19 protein-coding genes and 1 riboswitch are annotated in these 19,841 nt (G+C 66.1%); of the genes, 8 read left to right on the top strand and 11 right to left on the bottom strand.

The window, feature by feature from the left end:
• Positions 1–2: 2 nt before the first annotated feature.
• Together ACYQ6W_RS09390 and ACYQ6W_RS09385 are read right to left on the bottom strand one after the other, a co-directional pair.
• On the bottom strand, positions 3–773 hold the full coding sequence (locus tag ACYQ6W_RS09390; protein WP_459674938.1) for an ABC transporter permease: 771 nt from the start codon (positions 771–773) through the stop codon (positions 3–5).
• Between the two features lie 17 nt (positions 774–790).
• A complete protein-coding gene (locus tag ACYQ6W_RS09385; protein WP_459674937.1) occupies positions 791–1,642 on the bottom strand; it encodes an ABC transporter permease in 852 nt (283 codons plus the stop codon).
• 162 nt (positions 1,643–1,804) lie between these two features.
• Between ACYQ6W_RS09385 and ACYQ6W_RS09380 the strand changes: the two genes are divergently transcribed.
• Entirely contained in the window at positions 1,805–2,419 is a 615-nt protein-coding gene (locus ACYQ6W_RS09380) for a cupin domain-containing protein (protein ID WP_459674936.1), read from the top strand.
• Between the two features lie 14 nt (positions 2,420–2,433).
• Here the strand turns inward: ACYQ6W_RS09380 and ACYQ6W_RS09375 are convergent, their stop codons facing one another.
• From ACYQ6W_RS09375 to ACYQ6W_RS09350, 6 genes are all read right to left on the bottom strand, one after another.
• Complete coding sequence (locus ACYQ6W_RS09375; protein ID WP_459674935.1) at positions 2,434–3,201, bottom strand: SDR family NAD(P)-dependent oxidoreductase; 768 nt, start codon at positions 3,199–3,201, stop codon at positions 2,434–2,436.
• 8 nt (positions 3,202–3,209) lie between these two features.
• The gene (locus tag ACYQ6W_RS09370; protein ID WP_459674934.1) at positions 3,210–3,983 is read right to left on the bottom strand and encodes an SDR family NAD(P)-dependent oxidoreductase; all 774 of its coding nucleotides are present in this window, start codon (positions 3,981–3,983) and stop codon (positions 3,210–3,212) included.
• Positions 3,984–3,997: 14 nt separating this feature from the next.
• Positions 3,998–4,984, bottom strand: coding sequence for an ABC transporter permease (locus tag ACYQ6W_RS09365; RefSeq protein WP_459674933.1), 987 nt, complete (start codon positions 4,982–4,984; stop codon positions 3,998–4,000).
• A 25-nt stretch (positions 4,985–5,009) separates the two neighbouring features.
• On the bottom strand, positions 5,010–6,497 hold the full coding sequence (locus tag ACYQ6W_RS09360) for a sugar ABC transporter ATP-binding protein (RefSeq protein WP_459674932.1): 1,488 nt from the start codon (positions 6,495–6,497) through the stop codon (positions 5,010–5,012).
• A gap of 77 nt (positions 6,498–6,574) precedes the next feature.
• On the bottom strand, positions 6,575–7,591 hold the full coding sequence (locus ACYQ6W_RS09355) for a sugar ABC transporter substrate-binding protein (RefSeq protein WP_459674931.1): 1,017 nt from the start codon (positions 7,589–7,591) through the stop codon (positions 6,575–6,577).
• A gap of 70 nt (positions 7,592–7,661) precedes the next feature.
• On the bottom strand, positions 7,662–8,666 hold the full coding sequence (locus ACYQ6W_RS09350; RefSeq protein ID WP_459674930.1) for an SMP-30/gluconolactonase/LRE family protein: 1,005 nt from the start codon (positions 8,664–8,666) through the stop codon (positions 7,662–7,664).
• Between the two features lie 265 nt (positions 8,667–8,931).
• On the opposite strand from ACYQ6W_RS09350, the gene ACYQ6W_RS09345 reads away from it, so the two are divergent.
• The gene (locus ACYQ6W_RS09345; RefSeq protein ID WP_459674929.1) at positions 8,932–9,717 is read left to right on the top strand and encodes a FadR/GntR family transcriptional regulator; all 786 of its coding nucleotides are present in this window, start codon (positions 8,932–8,934) and stop codon (positions 9,715–9,717) included.
• Positions 9,718–9,727: 10 nt separating this feature from the next.
• Here the strand turns inward: ACYQ6W_RS09345 and ACYQ6W_RS09340 are convergent, their stop codons facing one another.
• The gene (locus tag ACYQ6W_RS09340) at positions 9,728–10,612 is read right to left on the bottom strand and encodes an NAD(P)-dependent oxidoreductase (RefSeq protein WP_459674928.1); all 885 of its coding nucleotides are present in this window, start codon (positions 10,610–10,612) and stop codon (positions 9,728–9,730) included.
• Positions 10,613–10,826: 214 nt separating this feature from the next.
• Here ACYQ6W_RS09340 and ACYQ6W_RS09335 point away from each other — a divergent pair, with 214 nt between their 5' ends.
• A complete protein-coding gene (locus tag ACYQ6W_RS09335) occupies positions 10,827–12,278 on the top strand; it encodes an aldehyde dehydrogenase family protein (protein WP_459674927.1) in 1,452 nt (483 codons plus the stop codon).
• A gap of 71 nt (positions 12,279–12,349) precedes the next feature.
• Here ACYQ6W_RS09335 and katG read toward each other — a convergent pair whose 3' ends face one another.
• Complete coding sequence (gene katG, locus ACYQ6W_RS09330) at positions 12,350–14,548, bottom strand: catalase/peroxidase HPI (RefSeq protein ID WP_459674926.1); 2,199 nt, start codon at positions 14,546–14,548, stop codon at positions 12,350–12,352.
• 142 nt (positions 14,549–14,690) lie between these two features.
• Here katG and ACYQ6W_RS09325 point away from each other — a divergent pair, with 142 nt between their 5' ends.
• Complete coding sequence (locus ACYQ6W_RS09325) at positions 14,691–15,635, top strand: hydrogen peroxide-inducible genes activator (protein WP_459674925.1); 945 nt, start codon at positions 14,691–14,693, stop codon at positions 15,633–15,635.
• Here ACYQ6W_RS09325 and ACYQ6W_RS09320 read toward each other — a convergent pair.
• The gene (locus ACYQ6W_RS09320) at positions 15,622–15,843 is read right to left on the bottom strand and encodes a hypothetical protein (RefSeq protein WP_459674924.1); all 222 of its coding nucleotides are present in this window, start codon (positions 15,841–15,843) and stop codon (positions 15,622–15,624) included. The two genes, ACYQ6W_RS09325 and ACYQ6W_RS09320, sit on opposite strands and share 14 nt — an antisense overlap.
• Before the next feature lie 286 nt (positions 15,844–16,129).
• Positions 16,130–16,269, top strand: a riboswitch (guanidine-I (ykkC/yxkD leader).
• A gap of 89 nt (positions 16,270–16,358) precedes the next feature.
• On the opposite strand from ACYQ6W_RS09320, the gene ACYQ6W_RS09315 reads away from it, so the two are divergent.
• Genes ACYQ6W_RS09315 through ACYQ6W_RS09300 form a run of 4 tightly spaced genes read left to right on the top strand, consistent with a single transcriptional unit; the run spans position 16,359 to position 19,841 of the window.
• Positions 16,359–17,435 carry a putative urea ABC transporter substrate-binding protein gene (locus tag ACYQ6W_RS09315; protein ID WP_459674923.1) on the top strand — a complete coding sequence of 359 codons (1,077 nt, stop codon included), beginning with the start codon at positions 16,359–16,361 and terminating at the stop codon, positions 17,433–17,435.
• 9 nt (positions 17,436–17,444) lie between these two features.
• Entirely contained in the window at positions 17,445–18,263 is an 819-nt protein-coding gene (locus ACYQ6W_RS09310; protein WP_459674922.1) for an ABC transporter permease, read from the top strand.
• 8 nt (positions 18,264–18,271) lie between these two features.
• Positions 18,272–19,060 carry an ABC transporter ATP-binding protein gene (locus ACYQ6W_RS09305; protein ID WP_459674921.1) on the top strand — a complete coding sequence of 263 codons (789 nt, stop codon included), beginning with the start codon at positions 18,272–18,274 and terminating at the stop codon, positions 19,058–19,060.
• A gap of 10 nt (positions 19,061–19,070) precedes the next feature.
• Positions 19,071–19,841 carry an urea amidolyase associated protein UAAP1 gene (locus tag ACYQ6W_RS09300; RefSeq protein ID WP_459674920.1) on the top strand — a complete coding sequence of 257 codons (771 nt, stop codon included), beginning with the start codon at positions 19,071–19,073 and terminating at the stop codon, positions 19,839–19,841.

Below are 19,841 nucleotides of genomic sequence, written 5' to 3'. Positions count from 1 at the left end.
GATCAGGCGGATTGCGCCGCGCCGCGGCGGCGGAGGAATTCGGCACAGAGAACGAGCACGCCCGAGCCGAGCAGGATGAGCGTGCCGAGGCCGAGAAGCTGCGGCAGCTGCTCGGGGAAGCGAAGATGGTCCCAGATGTAGAGGGGCAGGGTTTCCTGCGTGCCGACCAGAAAGAAGCTGACGATGAATTCGTCGATCGACGTCGTGAAACTCAGGATCAGGCACGAGACGAAACCGGGAAGGGCAAGCGGCAGGGAGACCCGGCGGAAGGTCGTCCAGGGCGTGGCGCCGAGGTCCATCGCCGCCTCGTCGATCGAGCGGCTGAGGGCTTCGAACCGTCCGCGCATGATGACGATGGTGAGCGGCAGACAGACGGCGACGTGACCGATGGTGACGGCCGTCAGAGAGGGGCCGATACCGATGAGGTTGACCACCATCAGCAGCGCGATGCCGAGGATGATGCCCGGAATAAAGAGCGGCAGGATGGCAAGGCCCGCGACGGGACGCGTCAGCACCCCGAGACCGCGGGTCAGCGCATAGGCGGTCAGCGTGCCGGCGACGGTCGCGGCGAGAGAGGCGATGACCGCGACCTGCAGGCTGTGCCGCAAAGCGGCGTGCAGGCTCTGATCCTGGAACAGCCGCGCGTACCAATGCAGGGTGAAGCCGTGCAAGGGAAAGGCGACGGCCACGGCATCGTTTAGTGAAAACAGCGGCAGCATGACGATGGGGCCGTAGAGGAAGCAGAGGTAGAGAAGCGCATAGGCTTTGAGCAAGCGCGGTTCCTGGCCCATCATGCGCGGGCCCCCCGGAATCGTCGGCCGAGCCGCGCCGCACCATAGGCGAGACCGAGCGTCGTCATCACGATGACCGCCATGGCAGCGCCCCCTGGCCAATTCGCGGCTTCACCGAACTGGTCCTTGATGAGATTGCCGAGCATGAGGCTGGAGGGCCCGCCCACCAGAATGGGCGTTGCGTAGTCTCCGAGCGTGGGTACGAAGACCAGGACGAAGGCGGCAAAGACCCCGGGCAGCGACAGCGGCAGGATGATGCGGCGAAAGACGGTGAAGGGCGCCGCACCGAGATCGAGCCCAGCTTCCGCGAGTTTCCGGTCGATCGCCGAGAGGCTCACATAGATCGGCAGGATGGCGAAGGCCGCATAGGCGTGCGCGAGGGTGATGACGACGGCCTGCGGGTTATAGAGCAGGCCGCTGAAGGGGGCGCCCGGCACGTGCAGTGCCATCAGCCCCGAATTGAGGATGCCATGATAGCCGAGGATGACACGCCAAGCAAAAATCCGCAGTAAATAGCTCGTCCAGAAGGGCAGCGTGATCAAGGTCAGCCACAGGTTGCGATGGGCGCCGCCGTAGAAGGTGATGAAATAGGCCGTGGGATAGGCGAGGGCGACGGTGGCGAGAGCGGCCAGCCCCGCAATCACCACCGAGCGCACGGCGATGCGCAGGAACAGCGGGTCGGTCAATGCATCGGTGAAATTGTCCGAGGTGAAGGCCAAGGTGAGGAAATCGCCGTCGTTCACGCGGATGCTCATCACCAGGACGAGTGCCAGGGCGAAGAGCACGCCCGTCAGCGCGATCAGCCCCGCGGGCAGGTTCACCCAATAATCGAAGGCACTGCGACGGCGCATGCGGCTTTCCTCGAGCGAGCCTTCCGGCTGTCTCCCACCGCGCCAAGCTAGGTTCAATGTTTTGAAAATGTCAAAGAAATTTTAGTCGATTAGGTGTTTTTACCGAAATGGCTTCATCTAGAGTGAATATTTGACAGCGTTTTCAATCTGACCCAGAGTGACATGGCTCTCCATCGCACCCATCACGGCAGGAACGGTAATCGAGTGACGGAAGCGGCTGATCTCTGGCTCGGCATGCAAGTGCGCGATCTGCGCAAGACCAACCGGTTCTCGCTTCAGCAACTGGCGGAGAAATCCGGCCTGTCGGTGGGCCTTCTCAGCCAGATCGAACGCGGGCTGACTTCGCCCTCCATTCGCTCCCTTCGGCAGTTGAGCGAAGCCCTGGGCGTGACGCCGGCGCGCTTCTTCCATGAAGAGAGCCCACCACCGCCGAACGAGATCGGCCGCATCGTGCGGCGCGGCAAGGGACGGCAGCTGCGCCTCTCCGGCAACGGCGTTTCGAAATGGCTGCTGACGCCCGATCTATCGGGCGAGCTCGAGATGCTGCTGCTCGAGATCGCGCCGGGCGGACGCTCCGGTACCGAACTTTACACCCACAAGGGCGAGGAGTGTGGATACATCATCTGCGGCGCCATGCGGCTGTGGGTGGAGGAGGAAAGCTTCCTGCTGCGCGAGGGGGATAGCTTCCGCTTCAAGAGCACGACGCCGCATCGCTTCGAAAGCGCCTCCGACGGCATGACCAACGTCCTCTGGATCATCACCCCGCCCCTGTATTGAGGCGGCATGGGTGGCTACTGCGCGAGGAAGCCGCCATCCACGGCGAGGGTGTGGCCGGTGATCATGCTCGCGGCGGGGCTCGCGAGGAAGGCGATGGCATGGGCCACCTCTTCGGGTTCCGCCAGTCGCCCGAGGGGGGTCACCGCCCGGATGCGGGCCATCAGCGCTTCGTTCTCCTCCAACTGGCCGATGAAGCCCGTGCGCGTCCAGGTCGGCGCCACCGCATTCACGCGGATGCCATGTGCTGCCCATTCAACCGCCAGCGCCCGCGTCATGTTGACGATGGCGCCCTTCGTCGTCTGATAGGAGATGTTGGGGTAGAGGCCGCCGCCGGAGAGACCCATGATCGAGGCGGTGTTGACGATGGCGCCGCCGCGGCCAGCCGCGATCATCAGGGCCGCCGCCGCCCGTGCGCAGAGAAAGGCGCCGGTCATGTTGACGGCCACCACCGCATCCCAATCCGCCAGCGCCAGATCCAACGAGGCGCGGCGGATGGCGCGCCCCGCATTGTTGACCAGGATGTCGAGCCGGCCTTCCGCCTCGCCGATGTCGGCGAAAGCCGCCTGCACGCTGTGCTCGGCACTGACATCGAGCGCGATCCCACGGCCGCCTGTGGCCGCTGCAGCCTCGCTGGCAGCCGCGCCGTCGAGATCGCCGATGATGACGCGACAGCCAAGTGCTGCGAGCGTCTGCGCCGTCGCAAGGCCAATACCCTGGGCACCGCCGGTGACGAGCGCCACCTGGCCTTCCAAGCGGTACGGCGGCAGGGCCGTGTTCTTCATCTCCATGCCTATTGCGCGAGGTAGCCGCCATCGACCGGCAGGACGGCGCCGGTAATGAAGGAGGCGTCGTCGGAGGCGAGAAACAGGATCGCCTTCGCGACTTCTGCAGGCTGACCCACCCGGCCGATCGGGTGGCGGGAGGTGACGCCCGCAATATACTCCTTGGACATCTTCATCAGGCCGGCAGTCGCGATGGTGCCGGGGGCAACTGCATTGACGCGCACGCCCTGCGGCGCGAGTTCCACCGCCAGATGCTTGGTGATGCCGGAGGCGACGAATTTTGCCGGGCCGTAGACCGCCTGGCTTGCTTGGCCAGCTTCGCCGGAGATGGAGGAGAGGCAGACGATGGCGCCGCCCCCGGTCTTCAGCATCTCGCGCGCCGCATATTTGCAGGTGAGGAACATGCCGCGCCCGTCGATTGCCATGACATGGTCGAAATCCTCGGCGGTGGCGCTCGCCAGATCCTTCTCGGGAATGATGCCGGCATTGGCGACGGCGGCGTCGATGCGGCCGTAGGTGCGGACGGCGGCCATGACCATCGCCTCCGATGCCGCGGCATCGGCGACGTCACCCACCTGCACCACCACCTCGCCGCCCGCGCTGGTGATGACGGCCGCCAGGCTTTCGAGGCCCGCAGCATCGACGTCACTCACGACGAGGCGCGCGCCTTCCCCGGCGAAGACCAACGCGGTCGCCCGGCCGATACCGCTGGCTGCGCCGGTGATGAGGACGGACTTGCCGGCCATGCGGCCGAGGCCGCGTTCGATCGTCTCACTGCTCATGGCTCGTTTCCTTGTCAGGCGGATTTGCGGCGCTTCTGGTTGAGGCTGTCGATGAGAACGGCGCCGAAGATGACGGCACCTTGAATGAATTGCACCCAGAAAGGCTGCACGTTCTTCAAGGTGAGCCCATTGTTGATGAGGCCGATGATGAGCACGCCCAGCAGCGTGCCGAGCATGCTGCCCTTGCCGCCGAAGAGCGAGGCGCCGCCGATGACGACGGCGGCGATGGCGTTGAGCTCCAAGCCGACCGCGGCGATCGGCTGGGCGCTGTCCAACCGCCCGGCCAGGATGACGCCGCCGAGGCCCGCGAGCGCGCCCGAGATGATGTAGACGATGGCGAGCGTGCGGTTGACCGGGATACCAGCGAGCCGTGCCGCCTCCCGGTTGCCGCCTACCGCATAGATCTCTGCGCCGAAGACCGTGCGCGCCAGCACCAATCCGGCGACGAGAAAGACGAGAAGCGTGATGAGCGCCGCGACCGGGAAGGGGCCGAGATTGCCGCCGCCGATATTGTCGAAGGCATCGGGGAAGGAGAAGAGCGTGTTGCCGTTGGTCACGATGAAGGCGAGGCCACGCGCCATGGCGAGCACAGCCAGGCTGACGATGAAGGGGCTCATGTTGAGCACGGTCACGGCAAAGCCGATGAAGGCGCCGGACAGTGCCCCGATGCCGACGCCGATGACGACGCCCGCGACCGGCCCCCAATGCGCGTTGAGGGCGAGACCCGCCATGACGCCGGTGAAGGCGACGACGGAGCCGACCGAAAGATCGATGCCGCCAGTGACGATGACGAAGGTCTCGCCCACCGCCACGATGCCGATGAGGGAACTCGCGAGCAGGATGGAGAGCAGATTGGCGGAGGTCAGAAAATCCCGGGTGGTGAGGGCGAGATAGAGCGAGATCAGCACGAAGCCGACGATGATCGTCAGTTCGTTGACCGCCCGGGTGAGGGAGGTGAGGCCGAAGTCGCGGCGCGCCGGGGGATTTGAAGCGGAGGACATCGCAGGCCCTTTATCTGAAGTTCGGTCAGCCGAGTGCCGCGAGCTGCATGATGCGCTCCTGGCTGAAGGCTTCGCGCGGTACGCCGCCGACGAGGCGGCCGCCGCGCATGACGAGGATGCGGTCGCACAGCCCCAGCAGCTCGATCATGTCCGAGGAGACGACGAGCACGGCGCCGCCTGCCTCGGCGAGCTGGTTGATGAGGCGATAGACTTCCACCTTGGCACCAACGTCGATGCCGCGGGTGGGTTCATCGAGCAGGAAGATACGCGGATGGGTGGTGAGCGCCCGCCCCAGCACCACCTTCTGCTGATTGCCGCCCGAGAGCGACTGCACGGCCTGGCGGATGTGGGGCGTGCGGATGCGCAACTCCCGCACCGTCTGCTCGGCCAGACGGTCGATCCGGCGGGGCGCCAGGATGCTGCGGAACCAGGACAGCCGGCCGAGGGTGGAGAGAGCCAGATTGTTGCGGATGGAAAAGGGCAATACCAGCCCTTCCGCCTTGCGATCCTCCGGCACCAGCGCGAGGCCCGCTCGGATGGCGTCCCGCGGCGCGCGGATCGGCCGCTCCTCCGCCGCGATGCGCACGCGGCCGGCCGAGCGGCGCAAGGCGCCATAGAGCGTCTTCAGCACCTCCGTACGTCCGGCGCCGATGAGGCCGCCGAGCCCCACCACCTCGCCGGCGCGCAGCGTGAAGGAGACGTCTTGAAAGGCGCCCGGCGTGGTCAGCCCCTCGACTTCGAGCAGCACCTCGCCGAGCGTCGCCTGGCGCGGCGGAAATAGCGCGTCGATCGGCCGATTGACCATGGCCTGGATGAGACCATCCTGCGTCCAATCGGCGACGGCGCGGGTTTCGATCGCCGCACCGTCGCGCAGCACCGTGACCCGGTCGCAGATTTCAAAGACCTCTTCGAGATGATGGCTGATGAAGACGAGGCCGACGCCGTGGTCGCGCAAATTGCGCATGGTGTTGAAGAGAATCTGCTGCTCGGTGGTGGTGAGCGTCGCCGTTGGTTCGTCGAGGACAATGACGCGGGCGGCGCGCGACAGGGCGCGGGCGATTTCGACCAGCTGCTGCTGCGCGATGCCGAGATCGCGCACGCGCCGCGTCGGGGATACCGAAAGCCCGACCCGGGTCAGGAGATCGCGCGCCCGGCGGTTGAGTTCGGCGCGCCGCACGCGGCCCAGGGCGCCGCGCGGCAGATTGCCGAGGAAGATGTTCTCGGCGACCGAGCGATCCGGCACCAGGCTCAATTCCTGATGGATGACGATGATGCCGGCGTCGAGGGAGTCGCGCGGGCTATGCGGCGCGAAAGGGGCACCCTCCAGCAAGAGGCTGCCGCCGTCGGGCGGGAAGACGCCGGCGAGAATCTTCATCAGGGTCGATTTGCCGGCCCCGTTCTCGCCCACGATGCCGAGAACCTCTCCCCGGCTCAGCTGGATGCTGACGTCGGAGAGCGCCTTGACGCCGGGAAATCCCTTGGAGATGGCCTGCATCTCCAGCAGCCGTGTCATGCCTGCGCTTCCTGTATCGATCGTCGGAGCGGCTGCATCCGGCACCTGTGGGCGCCGGATGCAGCCCAGAGCGGCGTCTACTTCGTCACTTCGTCACCCCAGAGCCCGTAGGCCTTCACCTCGGCGCTGTCGATATTATCCTTGGTGATGAGGATGTGCGGCCAATACTGGTGGGCCGGGACGAGATCCTTCTTGCCGTTCAGATAGTCCTCCACGTAGGCGACGGATTGCTTCGCCATGGTCACCGGGTTCTGCGACAGCGTCGCGTCCATCTGCCCCTTGCGGATGGCGGCCAGGCCCTGCTCGGTGCCGTCGATGCCGATGATGATGATGTGCTTCGGATTGCCGATGGGGTAGAAGCGGTTGGCTTGGCGGATGGCGCGCATCGCGCCCACCGCATTGTCATCGTTCGCATTGAAGATGGCGTCGATATCCTTGTTCGCCGCCAAGAGCTGCGTCGTGATGTTGAAGCCCTTCGCCGCGTCGAAATCGGCCGCCTGGCGGGCGACGAGCTTCAGATCCGGATTGTCCTTCTGAAGTGCCGCGAATTCCTGCGAGAAGCCTTGCTCGCGCTCATCACCCGCCGTGGTGCCCAGCAGGCCTTCGAGATCGATGACGTTGCCCTTGATCGAGCCGTAGCGCGCCTTGAGCTTCTGCGCGATGAAGTCCGCCGCTTCCTTGCCGAGTTCGACGTTGTTCGTCTCAAGGAAGTTGACCTGGCAGTTACCGCAGGCGGCGCCGCGATCCAGCGTGAAGACCGGAATGCCCTTCTTGTTGGCTTCTTTCACCACAGGCACGATGGAGTTGGCATTGATCGGGTTGAGGATCAGCGCCGCCACATGCTGGTTGATGAGGTCGGTCACTTGATTGGTCTGAGTATTGGCATCACCATTGGCGCTGGTGTTGATGAGCTTGAGGTCGGGGTGCTCGGCGATGCCTTCCTGAACGCCCTTCGTCATACCCTGGAAGAAGGGATTGGCGAGGGTCGCCACGCTCAGGCCGACGACGTACTCCGCGGCCTGGCTGGGCGATGCGGCGAAGGCGAGACAGGAGGCCGCGACGGCGGCGGCCATGGTCCGGTTCAGGGTCTTCACGGAAGTTCCTCCGATTATTGTTTTTATCGGCAAGAGGGGCAAGGAAGACGCGGCGGCGACGCTGTACGTGTCACCGCCAGACCGCGCCGACGGTGTTGAGATAGACGGCGTAGATCGAGGTGCTGGCCGCCATGAAGAGACGGTGCCCCCGCTTGCCGCCGAAGCAGAGATTGGCGCAGCATTCGGGCAGATGGATTTTTCCGATGAGATCGCCATCCGGGGCGTAGCAGCGCACGCCATCTTCGGCGGGGTCCGCCCAGCCCATGCTGCACCAGATGTTGCCTTGCGCATCGACACGCATGCCGTCGGTGAAGCCAGGGCGGAAATCATCCGCGAAGACACGGCCGCCGGACAGCTTTCCCCCCGTGACGTCGAAGACCCGGATATGCGCGGGGCCGCCATGGGTGATGCCGCTATCGACCACGTAGAGCTTCGTCTCGTCCGGTGAGAAGGCAAGGCCGTTGGGCCGCACGAAGTCGTCGACAACGACCCGCGCCTCCCCGGTCGCAGGGTCCAGCCGGTAGACGTGGCAAGGCAATTCTGCCTCAGCCGTGTGCCCCTCATAGGGGCCGTCGATGCCGTAGCCGGGATCCGTGAACCAGATCGCGCCGTCCGAGGCGACGACCAGATCGTTCGGACCATTGAGGCGCTTGCCCTGGAACCGGTCCATCAGCACGGTGATGCGCCCGTCGACCTCGGTGCGCGTCACGCGGCGGCTGTCATGCTCGCAGGTGACGAGGCGGCCTTCGCGGTCCACGGTATTGCCGTTCGAGAAATTGCTGTCGCTGCGGAAGACGCTGACATGACCGTCATCTTCCAGCCACCGCATCATGCGGTTGTTCGGAATGTCGCTCCAGACGAGATAGCCCCCGGCTGCGAAATAGGCCGGTCCTTCGGCCCACCGGAAGCCGGTCGCGATGCGTTCGATGCCGGCATTGCCTTGCCGGGCGGTGAATCGTGCATCGAGGCTCTCGATCCGGGGATCGGGGTAGCGCGTGCCTTCGAGCGGCCCGAGCGGCAGGCGCGCATAGGCGCCAAAGCCCTGGGCGCCGCCGCTGGGAATATGTGCTGTCATCGCTGCGGCTCCGCCGCCGTGGAGGGCTTGCGGTCCGTCACAGGCGCGACCGTGGACACGATCCGTTTCATGCGTTTCTCCCGTCCTGCTCTTCGTCAGGTACAAGCTGTATGACAGCTTTGCGCGCTTTCGGACGATGTGCAAGCCCCTATTTCCGGGAGGCGTGGCGCGTCCGACGCAGGCCGCATGCTCACTTTCCTGTGGTGCTTTGGCGGTGATTGACCGAAGCTTTCGCCAAGCCGCAGCCGCGAGGACCGATCACGCCATGCCTGCCGCAACCCGGACGGATCAGTTGACGGAGGCATTGCGGGCGCGGATCAGCCGCGGGATTTTCCCCGTCGGCGGTAAACTGCCTTCGGAGCAGGCGCTGGCCCTCAAGTTCCAGGTCAGCCGGACCGTGGTGCGTGAAGCGGTCACCCGGCTGAAGACCGAGGGTCTGATCGAAACACGCAAGGGTTCGGCGGCGCGGGTGACGGCGGCCAAGGCGCCGCCGCCGCGCGAACTCATCCTGCCGCGCTCGATCGAGGGGCTGGTCGGCTTTCTCGAGGTGCGCCGGGTGTTGGAGGCGGAGGTTGCGGCCTTGGCGGCCGAGCGGCGGACCGCCGCGCAATGCGCCGAAATCGAGAGCGCCGTGCACGCGATCGAAGTCGCGCAATCAACGGGATCGAGCGGTGTCGATGAAGACTTCGCCTTTCATCTCGCCATCGGGCGCGCGACCGCCAACGTCTACTGGACCCAGTTCATCGGCCTCTTCGCCGAACCCATGCGCGCCGCGATCAGATTGACGCGGGCGAACGAGGCGCGGCGGGCGGATTTCGCGCGCGCCGTGCGGGCGGAGCACCGCACGATCTTCCGCGCGATCGCCGATCAGGACCCCGATGCGGCGCGGATTGCGGCCCATCGCCATGTCGAGAATGCCGCGACGCGAGTTCTGCTGGCGGACCAGGCCTTCTGGCAGCAGGAGGGCGAGATTCTGGCCCAAGGCTGGGCGAAATCAGCGCGCCCGCCGATCGATGGGTCGGGCGATGGGGCTGGGACGCCCGAAGGCTGACCGGCGCCGGTCAGCCCGCGACGCGCGGGAAGAGGCTGGCGGCTTCCGGTACGAAGGACTGCGCGAATCCCGCCTCGGTGAGCCGGGTGAGCGCCGCGAGCGTGCCAGAGGCGATGCTGTGCGCGCTGCCCAAATCCTCCGCCATGCGCACGTAATAGGCGAGATCCTTTTGTGCATTGGCAATGGAGAAGCGCATGCGGCTGACATCCCCTTCCAGCAGATAGGGGGCGACGCGGTCCAGCGCGGCGCCACTGCCGCCGCCCTTCTGCAGTGCATCCACTAGGATGGCAGGCTCTATGCCCCCGGCGGCGGCGCAGGCCGCGGCCTCGCCCAACAGCGTGGTGAAGCCGAGGGAGACGAAGTTGTGCAACAGCTTCAGCGTATGGCCCGCGCCCACCGGGCCGGCATGGAACCGGTTCTCGGAAAACGCCGACAGCAGCGGGGTTACCTCCTCATAGAGCGCGGCGTCGGCGCCGATCAGCAGGTTGAGCCGGCCTTGGGCGGCTTCCAGCGGCGTGCGCGTCATCGCCGCATCCATCATGCGGGCGCCGGCGGCGGCCGCCAGCCCTGCCAGGCGGATGGTGCTGCTGGGCACGGCCGTCGAGCAATCGATGATGATGGTGCCGGGCCGGACGGAGGCGAGCAGGCCGTCTTCCCCGAGGAGGATCGCCTCGACCTGCGGCGTGCCGTTGACACAGAGAATGAGAATGTCGCTTTGCCGGGCGAAGGTCGCCCGGTCGGTCATGCCCTGGCCGTGCAGCGCCTCCAGCTCCCCGGTCGGTTGATTGCCGGGATGCTCCAGAAAGGAGAGGGGCCAGCCGTGCTTGAGGATGTTGAGCGCGATGCCATGGCCCATCAGGCCGACGCCCACCATGCCGATGTGTGGTTTGCTCATGCGCTCCTCCTACGGCGTGCCCGGTGCGGCTCCGGGACGTGCGGGCTGATTCCGTCGTCTCTACGGAGAATGAGGCCGCACCCTGCTTAGGCAGCCGGCCGATCGAAGGTCAAGCCCGGCGGTCAGGCCAGGGTTGAACCGGCAGGGCTGACCGTCTAGGCCGGAATGGAGGAAGCTCCGGCGCGTGATGCGCGAGACGCGAAGGGATAGGCTCATGTTGCCCACACTCTGGTTCGATACGCGCCAGGTCTTCATCGGGGGCGCCTGGCGTAAGCCGGCGAGCGGCGAGACCATCGCCATCCTCAATCCTTCCACGGGCGAGGAGATCGGCCGGCTTGGGCGCGGCACTGCAGCCGACGTCGATGCCGCCGTGACCGCGGCGCAAGAGGCCTTCGATGGTGGCTGGGGGCAGGTTGATGCAGCAAGCCGTGGCCGCCTGCTCGCGCGATTGGCCAACCTCGTCCGCGCGCATGGGGATACGCTCGCGATGCTCGAATGCCTCGACGTTGGCAAGCCGATCAGCCAGTGCCATGCCGATGTGGCCGTGCTCGGGCGCTATCTCGACTTCTATGCCGGTGCCGCCGACAAGCTGCATGGGGAGACCATTCCCTATCAGAACGGCCATACCGTCCTCACCTTGCGTGAGCCTCATGGGGTGACCGGTCACATCGTGCCCTGGAACTATCCCATGCAGATCGTCGGCCGGTCCGTGGGTGCGGCGCTCGCCGCGGGCAATGCCTGCGTGCTGAAGCCTGCCGAAGAAGCGTCGCTGAGCTCGCTCGCCCTTGCCGGGCTGATGGAGGAGGCGGGCTTTCCGGCAGGCACGCTCAACGTCGTCACGGGCCTTGGCGCCGAAGCGGGCGCGGCGCTCGCCGCCCATCCGGATGTGCATCACATCTCTTTCACCGGCTCCGTCGGCATCGGCAAGCGCATCCAGGCCATGGCGGCGGAAAACGTGGTCCCGGTCACGCTCGAACTCGGCGGCAAATCTCCGCACATCGTCTTCGACGACGTCGACCTGGAGATGGCGTTGCCGACCCTCGTCGGCGCCTGCATGCAGGGGGCAGGGCAGACCTGTTCGGCAGCCTCCCGCGTGCTTATCCAGCGCGGTATCTACGAGGAGGTATTGCGCCGCATGGGCTCGATCTACGAGACCATGATCTGCGGCCCGGCCGAGCAGGATTTCAAGGTCGGCCCACTGGTTTCCGCCAAGCAGCAGAAGACGGTTGAGGGCTTCCTGGCGCAAGGCGCCGACCTCACCGTCGCGGCCCGAGGCGGGATTGATCCAGTGGCGCCTGCTGGCGGCTACTATGTCACGCCGACGCTGTTCCGGGACGTGCCGCCGAGCCACGTGCTGGCGCAGGAGGAAATCTTCGGCCCGGTGCAGGTCGCCATTCCCTTCACCGATGAGGCGGAGGCGATCGCCATTGCCAACGGCACCAAGTTCGGCCTCGTCGCCGGTGTCTGGACGCAGGATGGCGGGCGCCAGATGCGCCTGGCCCGCCGCCTCAAAGCCGGCCAGGTCTTCGTCAACAACTACGGTGCGGGCGGCGGTGTGGAACTGCCCTTCGGGGGCATGGGTCAGTCGGGCCATGGTCGAGAGAAGGGCTTCGAGGCTCTGGCCGGCTTCACCCGGTTGAAGACGGTCGTTCTCAAGCACGGTTGACGCGGCGGGGGCACCTCCCCGCCGGTCTGTCTGGTCACCGCAGCTGCGGTGACCAGACAATCAAGGCGCGCTCAGTAGCGGCCCGCGTTCATCACCTTGGTCCAGGCTGCGGCGAAGTCGTGCACGAACTTCTCGCCAGCGTCGCTCGCGCCATAGACTTCGGAGAAGGCACGGAGCTGGGAGTTCGATCCAAAGACGAGGTCGACCCGCGTCGCCGTCCAGCGGGTGGCGCCCGTCTTGCGGTCCCGCCCTTCGAAGACATCCCCTTCAACCGGCGCCCATTCCGTGGCCATGTCGAGCAGGTTGACAAAGAAATCATTCGTCAGCGCACCCGGGTTTTCCGTGAAGACGCCGTGGCGCGTACCGCCGACATTGGTTTCGAGCACGCGCATGCCGCCGAGCAGCACGGTCATCTCCGGCCCTGTGAGGGTGAGGAGCTGTGCCTTGTCGACGAGCAGTGCTTCGGGCGCGACCGGCGGGCGGCCGCGCACGTAGTTCCGGAAGCCATCGGCGGCCGGCTCCAGATAGGCCACGGATTGAACGTCCGTCTGCTCCTGCGTTGCATCCATGCGGCCGGGCGTGAACGGCAGGGCGAGGGAGACACCGGCTTTCGCCGCCGCCTGCTCCACGCCCACATTGCCGGCGAGGACGATGAGATCGGCGAGCGAGATCTTCTTGCCGGTCGTCTGAGCCGCGTTGAAGCGGCTCTGGATGTCCTCGTAGACGCTCAACACCTTGGCGAGCTTGTCCGGCTGGTTGACCTCCCAATTCTTCTGGGGCGCGAGACGGATGCGCGCGCCATCGGCACCGCCGCGCTTGTCCGAACCGCGGAAGGTGGAGGCCGAGGCCCAGGCGGTGGTGACCAGATCAGAGACCGAGAGGCCGGAGGCCAGAATCTGCTGCTTCAGCTCGGCAGTGTCCGCCGCTTCGACCAGCGCGTGGTCGACGGGCGGAATTGGATCCTGCCACAGCAGCTCTTCCGCCGGCACTTCCGGGCCGAGGTAGCGGGCGCGGGGCCCCATGTCGCGATGGGTGAGCTTGAACCAGGCGCGGGCGAAGGCGTCCGCAAACTGGTCGGGATTTTCGAGGAAGCGACGGGAAATCTTCTCGTAGGCGGGATCGAATCGGAGGGCGAGGTCCGTCGTCAGCATCGTGGGCAGGCGCTTCTTCTCGGGATCGAAAGGATCCGGAATAGTCGCGCCGGCGCCCTTGGCGACCCATTGATGGGCACCGGCCGGGCTCTTGGTCAGCTCCCACTCATAGCCGAAGAGGTTCCAGAAGAAATTGTTGCTCCAGCGCGTCGGCGTCGTCGTCCAGATGACTTCGAGGCCGCTGGTGATGGCGTCACCCGCCTTGCCGCTGCCGTAGCTGCTGTGCCAGCCGAAGCCCTGCTGCTCCACCGTCGCACCTTCGGGGTCGGCGCCCACCGCCGTAGCAGGCCCGGCGCCATGGGTCTTGCCGAAGGTATGGCCGCCGGCGATGAGGGCCACCGTCTCTTCGTCGTTCATCGCCATACGGGCGAAGGTCTCGCGAATGTCGCGCGCGGCGGCCACGGGATCGGGGTTGCCGTCCGGCCCTTCGGGGTTGACGTAGATGAGGCCCATCTGCACGGCCGCCAGCGGGTTTTCGAGCTCGCGATCACCTGAATAGCGGCTGTATTTGTTGTTGGGATCGTTGCTCAGCGCCAGCCACTCGGTCTCCGACCCCCAGTAGATGTCCTGATCGGGCTCCCACACGTCGGCGCGTCCACCGGCGAAGCCGAAGGTCTTGAAGCCCATGGATTCGAGGGCGACATTGCCGGTGAGGACAAGTAGATCGGCCCAGGAAATCTTGTTGCCGTATTTCTGCTTGATCGGCCACAGCAGGCGGCGGGCCTTATCGAGGTTGACGTTATCCGGCCAGCTGTTGAGCGGTGCGAAGCGCTGCTGACCGCGCCCGGCGCCACCGCGGCCATCGGCCACGCGGTAGGTGCCGGCGGCGTGCCAGGCCATGCGGATGAACAGCCCGCCGTAATGCCCGAAATCGGCCGGCCACCAATCCTGGCTGTCAGTCATCAGGGCGCGGAGATCCGCCTTCAGCCCCTCATAATCGAGCGTCTTGAATGCTTCCCGATAGTCGAACTCCGCCCCCATCGGATCGGAGAGCGCGGAATGCTGGTGCAGCACGTCCAAACGCAACTGGTTGGGCCACCAGTCCCGGTTGGTTCGGGCGGTGCCCCGGGAATGGGCGACCGGGCACTTTCCGGCCTGCGGATCGGCATGCGTATCCATGGATCGTGTTCCTCCGTTCTGTGCGCGCCCAAGCACGCTCTTGCGGTGCGACGGGGGACGACCGTCCCTCACGGCTCACCGGTAGCAGAGATCGACCATCAGTTTAATTTCGAACTTCTGATGGATGCAATAAGCTCGTCTTATGAAGAATCTCACCCTGCGCCAGTTCCGCTATTTCGAGGCACTTGCGCGTCATGGCCATTTTGGCCGTGCCGCAGCCGTCAGCGCCATCTCGCAACCGGCGCTCTCGATGCAGATCAGGGAGCTCGAGGAATCGCTCGGCGTCGCCCTGTTCGAGCGCGACGCCAGACGGGTCCGTTTGACTGGCACCGGCGAGGAGGTGGCGCTTCGCGTGCGCACCATTCTGGACGCGGTGGATGAGCTGCAAAACGTCGCGCGGCTGTCACGCAGCGGGCTCGTCGGGCATCTGCGCATCGGGATCATCCCGACCGTCGGGCCCTATCTTCTGCCGCAGCTCGTGCCGCGGCTCGCCAGCCAGTATGGCGGCGTGGAACTGCAGATACGAGAAACGGTGACGCCGCGGCTCATTCAGGAGCTGGAGGCCGGCCAACTGGATGCGGCCATCGTGGCGCTACCCGTCTCCGAACCCTCGCTGACCGAGATCGCGCTCTTCGCGGAGAATTTTGTGCTGGTGCGCCCGTGGAAGGACGCGAAGAAACCGGTGCCGGATGTCGAGGCGCTGCGCGAGATGAAGCTGCTGCTGCTGGAGGAAGGGCATTGCTTCCGCGACCAGGCGCTCGCTTTCTGCAATCTGCAGCCGCATCTGCGCCCGGCACGCCGCACTCTCGATGCCAATTCGCTCGCGACCCTGGTGCAGATGGTGGCGGCCGGCCTCGGCGTGACGCTCCTGCCTGAGATGGCGGTGCCGGTAGAGACGCGGGCGGCGCGCGTCTCGATCGCGCGTTTCGGCCGGCCGCAGCCGGCGCGGACGCTCGGCATGGTCTGGCGCAAATCCTCGCCGCTCGCCGACCATCTCGTGCATGTCGCGGAGGTGGTGCGTGCAGCGGGGATGGAGGTGCGTCCGGCGAAGACGTTGCGCTCGCGCGCGGCGCTTAGCGCGAGGTGACGGCGCCGACCACGGCGCCTGCGCCCGCACCCACGGCCGCGCCAAGCAGGATCGGACCGCCGACGATCGCCTCAAGGCCTGCGCCGGCGGCCGCACCGATCGCTCCGCCGGAAAGCGTGCGCTGCTGGGTACGGGTCATGCCCGAGCAGCCGGCGAGCGCGGTGACGCAAAGCAAAAGGGTGAGAATCCGGAGCGGCACGGCGATCATTCGTCTTTCCTCGTAGTGGATGGAGCTCCTTTCCAAAGCTCCGGGGCAAGATTGCGGCACCATCGGGCCAGAATCCGGCCCGGAAAGCCTTGGGGAAGGAAGGACGTTCAAGTTTCCTTGAGGGCGCGCAAAGCGCGGCTGATCGCCGCTGCCTCGAGAAGCATCATGATGATGGTCAAGATGTAATCAACATGAGCAAAAAACCGTCAAAACCTTAACTTCCTAAGAATCCCGAGGCTATTCTGCACAATCAACTTGCGCCAAACGCTCGTCTATGCTGATTAGCCGCTCAGGCGGCTAGGGTTCCGGCCTGCAGGATGCGTGGAGAGCATACAGATCTCCCGCGGAGCAGGTGGCTGGTCCGAGAGTCGCGGCCCGCCGGGAGACATCCGGCGTGGTGCACGGCGGGACAAAAGCCCGGGAGAGCGATCGGTGCGGAAACGCGTCGGCTGCTCTCGTGGCCGCCGAAACCTCCCCATCGGTCGAGTGGTGAAATCGACTGAGGAGGCTCTTGAATGCTGACACGCAAAAAGTTCCTGACCGGAGGCGCAGCCGCCATGGGCCTGGCCGCGACCGGCCTCGCGCGGCCGGCCATCGCCAAGGCCAAGAAGAAATTTTCGCTTGCCTGGACCATCTATGTCGGGTGGATGCCCTGGCCCTATGCGGCGCAAACCGGCATCATCAAGAAATGGGCCGACAAATACGGAATCGAAATTTCCGTGGTCGAGGTGAATGACTACTCCACCTCCATCAACCAGTATACTGCCGGCGCCTTCGACGCGCTGACCATCACGAACATGGACACGCTCGCCGTGCCCGCCATCGGGGGTGTCGACTCCACCTCGATCATCACCGGCGACTATTCCAACGGCAACGATGCCGTCATCCTCAAGGACAAGACGGCTTTCGCCGACATCAAGGGCCAGAAGGTCAACATCGTTCAGTATTCGGTCTCGCAGTATCTTCTGGCGCGCGGACTGGAACTGCATGGCATGACCGAGCGCGATGTCACCATCGTCAATACCTCGGACGCCGACATGGCGGCCGCCTATCTGACGCCGCAGGTGACGGCGGTGACCACCTGGAACCCGATCGTCGAGCAGATCCTCGGCAACAAGAACGCCCACGAGGTTTTCTCCTCCGCGCAGATTCCGGGCGAAATCCTCGATCTCGTCATCGTCAACACGAAGACGCTCAAGGCGCACCCCGAATTCGCCAAGGCGCTGACCGGCGCCTGGTACGAAACCCTCGGCCTGATGCTTGCCGACACGCCGGCGGCCGCCGCTGCGCGGACCGAGATGGGCAAGTTGTCCGGCACAGATCTGGCGGGTTTCGATTCGCAGCTCAAGACGACGCATCTCTTCGCCGATCCGGCCGGGGCGGCAGACTTTACGCGCTCGGGCCAGCTCGTCACCACCATGGAGCATGTGCGTCAGTTCCTCTTCTCCCATGGGCTGATGGGTCAGGGCGCCGCGTCTGCGGACGTCGTGGGCATCCAGTTCCCCGACGGCAAAGTACTGGGCGACGCGCAGAACATCACCTTCCGCTTCACCGACAGCTTCATGCAGCAGGCCGCGGCCAAGACGCTCTGAGGACGCTTCATGCGGATCATCAATCGCCATCCGGGTGCTGGCGCTGCACGTCTGCTGACGGCGCTACCCTTCGTTGCCGTCGTCGTGCTGTATCTTGCCGCCTCCACGGCACGGCACGCGGCGAACCCGGCCGACAAGCTTCTGCCCACGCTCGGGCAGATGGGCGACGCGATGATCCGCATGGCCTTCACCCAGGACCTCGCCAGCGGCACCTATCTGATGCTGGACGATACGGTGGTGAGCTTGGAGCGGCTGGCGATGGGCCTTGCCATCGCAACCGCGATCGCCTTCGTGCTCGGCATCGCCGTGGGAATGGTCCCCTATCTCAAGAAGCCGGCCGTGCCCTTCATCGCCGCCTTCTCCATGGTGCCGCCGCTCGCCGTGCTGCCCATCCTCTTCATCGTCGCCGGCATTGGTGAGGCCGCCAAGGTCGCGCTCATCGTCATCGGCACCGCGCCCATGATGATCCGTGATCTCATCGGCCGGGTGGAGGAGCTGCCCAAGCCGCAGATCATCAAGGCGCAGACGCTCGGCGGATCCTCCTGGCAGATCGCGCTTCGCGTCGTCGTGCCGCAGATGCTGCCGCGGCTGATCGACGGGCTGCGTCTCTCGCTCGGCCCTGCTTGGCTCTATCTGATTTCTGCGGAGGCGATCGCGGCACAGGACGGACTCGGCTACCGCATCTTCCTCGTCCGCCGCTATTTCGCGATGGATATCATCCTGCCCTATGTCGCCTGGATCACCCTGCTCGCCTTTGCCGCCGACATGGCGCTGCGCCTGCTGCAGCGCCGCGCCTTCCCCTGGTTCGCGGGGGCGCGTGCGCAATGAGCGAGAACGTGGCTGCGACCGCTCCCCTCCTGCTCGTCCAGGATCTTTGGCAGATCTACGACGAGCGGCCGGTGCTTGAGCGAATTTCGATGGAGATCGCCGAAGGGTCCTTCGTCGCCATCGTCGGCCCCTCCGGCTGCGGCAAGACGACGTTTCTGCGCATGCTGATGAGCGAGGAGAAGCCTTCGCGCGGCAGCATCCTGTTGGGCGGCGCGGCCCTGCCGGACGAGCCGACGGCCGAGCGTGGTGTGGTCTTTCAGCGCTATTCGGTGTTTCCGCATCTGACGGTGCTCGGCAACGTCATCCTCGGCATCGAATTCCGCGAGGCGCCGCTGCTCGGCCGTCTGTTTGGCGCCGCGCGCAAAAGGGCGCAGGCGGAAGCGCAGGGCCTGCTCGAAGAGGTGGGTTTGGGCGCGGCGGCCGCGCTGTATCCCGCGCAGCTTTCGGGCGGCATGCAGCAGCGCCTGGCGCTTGCGCAGGCGCTCATCCTGCGACCGCGCCTGCTGCTGCTGGACGAGCCCTTCAGCGCGCTCGACCCGGGCACGCGCGCCGACATCCACGTGCTGATGCGCCGGCTCTGGACCGAGCATCGCATGACGGTGGTGATGGTGACGCACGACATCAGCGAGGCCTTCCGTCTGGGCACGCGCGTGCTCGTCTTCGAGCGTTCTGCGACCGCTCCCGCCCGCGGCGCCCGCATTACCTATGACATTCCCGTCCGGCCGCGCAGGCCGGCAGCGCACCGGGACGACCCGGCGCGTCATCTGCAACGCCAGGACGACCTGGCGCCGATGTGAGGAGAGAGGGATGCTCGATCTCGACCAGCAGACCCCCGAACAGCACCGTGCGCGCTACGAGGCGCTGCGCCAGGCCGCGCGCGGCAACCAGGCGCGCTTCGCGCCGGCCAGCGCCCTGCCGCCGCTCGATGCGAGCAGCGTGATTGCCGAGGAAACCGTGCCCGCCGGCTGGTATCTCGCCTGGCGCATGCGTCGGGGCGAGGCTCTGCGCATCGTCAATACGAGCGGCACGCCGGGTGTGGCGCTCTTCCTCTGGAATGCCGAGGATACAGCCGAGCGCTACAACGCGGGCGATACGGTGAAGCTGCAATGGACGGCTCGGCTGACCGCCGGGCGCCTGCTCTTCTCCGACATGGGCCGTGTGATGGCGGCCATCACCGCCGATACCGCCCCTGGGCATGACACGATCCTCGGGCCGGGCAGTGAAGGCCCGCGTAACGGGCGCGACCTGCTGCGCCTGGCCGCCGGCAAGTTCGGCCTGACGCGGCGCGACCTCGGGCCGGCCCTCTCGCTTTTCTCCGCCGTCGCGACCGACGCGGAGGGCCACTTTTCCTGGACCGGCAATCCGCCGGCGGGCGCGGGCGTCGATCTTCGCGCCGAAATGCCGCTCTACGTCGCCCTCGCCAATGCGCCGCATGCGCTGGCGCCCGTCGCGGCGGCCACGGGGACCATCGCGGTCACGCGCTATCGTGCATCTCCGGTGACAGCCGACGACGCCTGCCGCACCGCGACCGAGGAAGCGGCGCGGGGCTACGCCAATACCGACGCGCTTTTCGCCTGA

It is taken from the genome of Acidisoma sp. 7E03 (assembly GCF_054665075.1).
The sequence above is the reverse complement of the archived record's forward strand: the minus strand, read 5'-3'. Positions and strand labels throughout refer to the sequence as shown.

Excerpts from the sequence above, each read along its gene's own strand:
- ACYQ6W_RS09365 (WP_459674933.1), bottom strand. The coding sequence starts at position 4,984 with ATGTCCTCCGCTTCAAATCCCCCGGCGCGCCGCGACTTCGGCCTCACC.
- ACYQ6W_RS09315 (WP_459674923.1), top strand. The coding sequence starts at position 16,359 with ATGCTGACACGCAAAAAGTTCCTGACCGGAGGCGCAGCCGCCATGGGC.
- ACYQ6W_RS09320 (WP_459674924.1), bottom strand. The coding sequence starts at position 15,843 with ATGATCGCCGTGCCGCTCCGGATTCTCACCCTTTTGCTTTGCGTCACC.
- ACYQ6W_RS09360 (WP_459674932.1), bottom strand. The coding sequence starts at position 6,497 with ATGACACGGCTGCTGGAGATGCAGGCCATCTCCAAGGGATTTCCCGGC.
- ACYQ6W_RS09370 (WP_459674934.1), bottom strand. The coding sequence starts at position 3,983 with ATGAGCAGTGAGACGATCGAACGCGGCCTCGGCCGCATGGCCGGCAAG.
- ACYQ6W_RS09340 (WP_459674928.1), bottom strand. The coding sequence starts at position 10,612 with ATGAGCAAACCACACATCGGCATGGTGGGCGTCGGCCTGATGGGCCAT.
- ACYQ6W_RS09300 (WP_459674920.1), top strand. The coding sequence starts at position 19,071 with ATGCTCGATCTCGACCAGCAGACCCCCGAACAGCACCGTGCGCGCTAC.
- ACYQ6W_RS09350 (WP_459674930.1), bottom strand. The coding sequence starts at position 8,666 with ATGACAGCACATATTCCCAGCGGCGGCGCCCAGGGCTTTGGCGCCTAT.
- ACYQ6W_RS09335 (WP_459674927.1), top strand. The coding sequence starts at position 10,827 with ATGTTGCCCACACTCTGGTTCGATACGCGCCAGGTCTTCATCGGGGGC.
- katG (WP_459674926.1), bottom strand. The coding sequence starts at position 14,548 with ATGGATACGCATGCCGATCCGCAGGCCGGAAAGTGCCCGGTCGCCCAT.
- ACYQ6W_RS09375 (WP_459674935.1), bottom strand. The coding sequence starts at position 3,201 with ATGAAGAACACGGCCCTGCCGCCGTACCGCTTGGAAGGCCAGGTGGCG.
- ACYQ6W_RS09325 (WP_459674925.1), top strand. The coding sequence starts at position 14,691 with ATGAAGAATCTCACCCTGCGCCAGTTCCGCTATTTCGAGGCACTTGCG.
- ACYQ6W_RS09310 (WP_459674922.1), top strand. The coding sequence starts at position 17,445 with ATGCGGATCATCAATCGCCATCCGGGTGCTGGCGCTGCACGTCTGCTG.
- ACYQ6W_RS09380 (WP_459674936.1), top strand. The coding sequence starts at position 1,805 with ATGGCTCTCCATCGCACCCATCACGGCAGGAACGGTAATCGAGTGACG.
- ACYQ6W_RS09385 (WP_459674937.1), bottom strand. The coding sequence starts at position 1,642 with ATGCGCCGTCGCAGTGCCTTCGATTATTGGGTGAACCTGCCCGCGGGG.
- ACYQ6W_RS09345 (WP_459674929.1), top strand. The coding sequence starts at position 8,932 with ATGCCTGCCGCAACCCGGACGGATCAGTTGACGGAGGCATTGCGGGCG.